This window comes from Arthrobacter sp. B0316-1-20, assembly GCF_059091865.1.
Genome location: NZ_JBNHHC010000195.1, coordinates 1 through 3,382, shown reverse-complemented (window position 1 = coordinate 3,382; position 3,382 = coordinate 1). Strand labels below are relative to the sequence as shown.

At 66.8% G+C, this 3,382-nt stretch carries 6 protein-coding genes and 1 pseudogene; 4 read left to right on the top strand and 3 right to left on the bottom strand.

Translation table 11 applies throughout. The annotated features are described in order from the left end of the window. From AC5RW2_RS41700 to AC5RW2_RS41690, 3 genes and pseudogenes are all read left to right on the top strand, one after another. Positions 1-192: pseudogene (locus AC5RW2_RS41700) on the top strand (xylulose kinase); the annotation flags it as partial. A gap of 201 nt (positions 193-393) precedes the next feature. Continuing rightward, positions 394-576: a hypothetical protein gene (locus AC5RW2_RS41695; RefSeq protein ID WP_494031801.1), complete on the top strand. Its 183-nt coding sequence runs from the start codon at positions 394-396 to the stop codon at positions 574-576. Beyond that, positions 522-1,202, top strand: a complete 681-nt coding sequence (locus AC5RW2_RS41690) for an SDR family oxidoreductase (protein WP_494031800.1) — start codon at positions 522-524, stop codon at positions 1,200-1,202. The genes AC5RW2_RS41695 and AC5RW2_RS41690 overlap by 55 nt, the downstream gene beginning before the upstream one ends. On the opposite strand, the gene AC5RW2_RS41685 is transcribed toward AC5RW2_RS41690, so the two are convergent. From AC5RW2_RS41685 to AC5RW2_RS41675, 3 genes are read right to left on the bottom strand one after another with little or no spacing between them, the layout of a single operon-like run. After that, positions 1,203-1,679: an SRPBCC family protein gene (locus AC5RW2_RS41685; RefSeq protein ID WP_494031799.1), complete on the bottom strand. Its 477-nt coding sequence runs from the start codon at positions 1,677-1,679 to the stop codon at positions 1,203-1,205. It abuts the gene before it with no gap. Next, on the bottom strand, positions 1,676-2,158 hold the full coding sequence (locus tag AC5RW2_RS41680) for an SRPBCC family protein (RefSeq protein WP_494031798.1): 483 nt from the start codon (positions 2,156-2,158) through the stop codon (positions 1,676-1,678). The genes AC5RW2_RS41685 and AC5RW2_RS41680 overlap by 4 nt, the downstream gene beginning before the upstream one ends. Then, complete coding sequence (locus AC5RW2_RS41675; RefSeq protein WP_494031797.1) at positions 2,155-2,517, bottom strand: ArsR/SmtB family transcription factor; 363 nt, start codon at positions 2,515-2,517, stop codon at positions 2,155-2,157. Before AC5RW2_RS41675 ends, AC5RW2_RS41680 begins: the two co-directional genes overlap by 4 nt. 149 nt (positions 2,518-2,666) lie before the next feature. Here AC5RW2_RS41675 and AC5RW2_RS41670 point away from each other — a divergent pair, with 149 nt between their 5' ends. After that, positions 2,667-3,194 carry an HtaA domain-containing protein gene (locus AC5RW2_RS41670; RefSeq protein ID WP_494031796.1) on the top strand — a complete coding sequence of 176 codons (528 nt, stop codon included), beginning with the start codon at positions 2,667-2,669 and terminating at the stop codon, positions 3,192-3,194. Positions 3,195-3,382: the final 188 nt, after the last annotated feature.

Genomic DNA, 3,382 nt, shown 5'->3' with positions numbered 1-3,382 from the left:
CCGGTGGAGGTGCCGTCCCCGGGCGAATACGTGGCGCTCGGCGCCGCCCGGCAGGCGGGGTGGGCCGCCACCGGCGAGTACCCGGACTGGAAACGGACCATCGAGGAGTCCTTCGAACCGGGGACATCGGGCTGGGGCGCCGAGGTGCGGGGCCGGTACGTGGCGGCGCGGCGGGACGTGTACGGGGTTTAGAGCCCGTGGCGGCCCCCGCCCAGTGACCAATGGTCAAATCACGTTGTCCACCAAGTGGCCATTGGTCAGTTAGCGCGACTCCTTCCAGACCCAACCGGCGCCGAGTGAACCGCCTTCTTTCCATTCAACGGCATGCGTCCCACGCCGCCCTCCTCCGGAGTGCCACCATGGCGGGAGACTCCCCGCAGGAAGGAACACATCATGGCTGAGCAGACAGCGGCGTCATGGCTCGGGCTCGACGGCAAGAAGGTCATTGTCACCGGCGGCAGCCGCGGTATCGGGCGGCAGGTCGCCCTGGCCTTCGCCGAAGCCGGGGCACTCCAGCACCGATGGACCTTAACGCCGAGGGCGCGGCCGAAACCGCCCCGCTCATCAAGGAAATAGCCGGCACCGGAACCCCGCATTACACGGCGAATGTCGCCGACCAGGACGACGTCGCCGCGACCTTCCAACGCGTGCAGGACGACTGGGGAACGCTGGACGTGCTGGCCAACGTGGCCAACGTCCTGACGGCCGGAAAGCTGGACGAGCTGGCGCAGAAGGACTGTAACCTGACCCTCAATGTCGATCTCACCGGAGCCTCCCTGGTCGCCCAGGGCGCCCGCCGCCTCATGGACCGCGGCGGCTCCATCGTCCATGTCGGTTCCATCGCGGGATCGGAACCCCAGCCCTACAGCGGTGCCTACTCCCCCGCCAAGGCCGGCCTGACTATGCTCTCCCGCCAGCTGGCGTTCGAATGGGGCCCGCACGGCATCCGCTCCAACGTGGTCAGCCCCGGCCTGGTCCGCACGCCGATGAGCGAGAGCTTCTACCAGACCCCCGGGGTGCTCGAAGCGCGACAGAATGTTGTCCCACTGCGCCGGATCGCCGACCCGGCGGACATGGCCAACGCCATTCTGTTCCTGGCCTCCGACCGCTCCTCCTACGTCACCGGCCAGGACATTGTGGCGGACGGCGGCTTCTCCCAGAGCCTCATGTCGCATGTGCCGCGGCCCGGCTTCGACTCGTAGTTAAGGTGCGCCGAGCAACTCCTCAAGCCGCTCATAGCCCTCAGCCATGCCGCCCTCCATGCCGGAAGCGGCCATGGCGTCGCGGGCCTCAATGCTGGAGCAGACCGAGCGGCCGATGAGCCGGCAGCGGCCGCCGCCCAGATCCTCGAAGGTCGAGTACTCGAGGGACACTGCGTCCGGCCAGGCCTCGTACTCGAAGGTCTGGAGGATGAATTCATTCCCGCGGACCGTGTGGAACGTGCCGCGGAAGGCGTGCTCGGTGCCGTCCTCGCCCCACTGGACGAAGCGGTAGGAGCCGCCGGCACGACACTCGAACCGGTCGATCCGGGTGGTCAGCCCTCGCGGACCGATCCACTGCCGGTACAGCTCCGGGTCGGTGTGGGCGCGGAACACCTCGGCCACGGGGAAGTCGAGCTCCCGCTCATATTCGATGTAGGGGCTGGCCTCCGGCAGGGTGAGCTTCAGTGCGTTGCTCATGACGATTCCTTTCCAAGCAGCTCCTCGAGCCGCTCATAGCCTTCGGACATGCCGCCCTCCATGCCGGAGGCAGCCATGCCGTCGCGTGCCTCCTGGGTGGGGTAGACCGCGTGCCCGGCCAGCCGGGAGCGCCCGCCGCCGAGGTCCTCGAACGTCAGGAACTCGATGCTCACGACGTCCGGGTAACCGTCGAACTCGAACGTCTGGATGGCGAAGTCGTTCTCGCGGACGGTGTGGAAGATGCCGCTGAATGCGTAGGAGGCGCCGTCCGGGCCGGTGTGGAGGTACTTGTACGAGCCGCCGGAGACGAAGTCGTAGTGGTCGATGTCCACGTTGGTGCCCCGCGGTCCGAGCCACTGGGTGATCAGCTCCGGCTCCTTGTGGGCGCGGAAGACGTCCGCCACGGGGAAGTCGAACTCACGGGTCCAGTCGATGAACGGGACGCCTTCGGGAACTGTCAGTTTCAGGTCGTTGCTCATGATGACTCCTCAGGGTGCTGTGCTGCTTTTTGCTGCTGCTTCCGGAGTACGGCATCGAGGCTGCGGAACTGCGCCTCCCGGACCAGTCTGTACTGGTCGATCCAGGCGGTCAACGCCTCCAGCCGTGCAGGGTTCAGGTGGACGGGCCGGCGCTGGGCATCGCGGGAACGCGTCACCAGCTGCGCCTGCTCAAGGACCTGGATGTGCTTCGAGACCGCCTGCTTCGAGATCTCGAAGGGTTCCGCCAGCTCATTGACGGTGGCCGGTCCGCGGCTGAGCCGCGCGATGATCCGGCGGCGGGCCGGATCCGCGAGCGCAAGGAACGCCTTGTTGAGCAGTTCCTCGTTCTCCGGTGCCACGCCCGTTCCCCTCGCCGCATTCAACCTATTTGTTGATCAACCATATAGTTGATTACAGTCTGCGCCTCTGTTACGCCCACGTCAAGAGGTTGCCGAAGGTCCGCTAAGCTTCGGAAGCAACAAGGGATTTGCTGTCCAAGGAGGACCACATGGCTTCTGATTCCCCGGCACAGGACGGGCCGCCTCCGCTCGGCCTGACATGGGGCATCAAGCGCAGTTTCATCAGGTACATGATGGAGCTGCCGGACGGGACTGTTTCGGCGACCGACGGCGCGGAAATGCTCAAATCCGGCTTCTTCAACTTCGCACCCGGCGGCGGAGACTACGACCCGGCCGTCGGCACGGGCACGCTGCGCTTCGGCGGCGACGTCCGGCTGTCCGGCCACTACGGCATGCTCTTTGTCCGGATCACGGATCCGTGGGTCAGCTTCTCGCCGACCGGCGGGGTCCTGTCCATCCCCTCCGGAGACGCCGACGCCGCTGCCGAGGCTCTCCAGCGGATCCCCCTGGTCGCTTTCAAAGCCGCCGTGCCGCGGGTGGCGGGTGAACACCTCGTATGGCAGGCCGTGGACGCGTTTCTCACCCCGGAGGGGCGGGAAGTCTTCAACGGCCAGTATGAGACGTTCCAGGCGATGGACCCGCTGTCCATCCGTGTGCCGGCGCCCGGACGCCGCTAAGTCCGGCAGGCCTCACGCCAGGGACAGTACGAAGGAGAGCACTGATAGCGGGAGTCGGGGCGATTGTCGCCGGTGTCGTTCTGGGTGCCGCGGGCGCCTATTTCGCCGGAACCGTGGCCGCCGGCGCCGGCTTCGGCGCCGGATATTATGCCGTCCTGCGGGCCATCCTTCCGTTGAGCGAGCCCCAC

What these genes read in the sequence shown, in the direction of transcription:
- AC5RW2_RS41695 (WP_494031801.1), top strand. Translation starts at nt 394, where the DNA reads ATGGCTGAGCAGACAGCGGCGTCATGGCTCGGGCTCGACGGCAAGAAG.
- AC5RW2_RS41680 (WP_494031798.1), bottom strand. Translation starts at nt 2,158, where the DNA reads ATGAGCAACGACCTGAAACTGACAGTTCCCGAAGGCGTCCCGTTCATC.
- AC5RW2_RS41685 (WP_494031799.1), bottom strand. Translation starts at nt 1,679, where the DNA reads ATGAGCAACGCACTGAAGCTCACCCTGCCGGAGGCCAGCCCCTACATC.
- AC5RW2_RS41690 (WP_494031800.1), top strand. Translation starts at nt 522, where the DNA reads ATGGACCTTAACGCCGAGGGCGCGGCCGAAACCGCCCCGCTCATCAAG.
- AC5RW2_RS41670 (WP_494031796.1), top strand. Translation starts at nt 2,667, where the DNA reads ATGGCTTCTGATTCCCCGGCACAGGACGGGCCGCCTCCGCTCGGCCTG.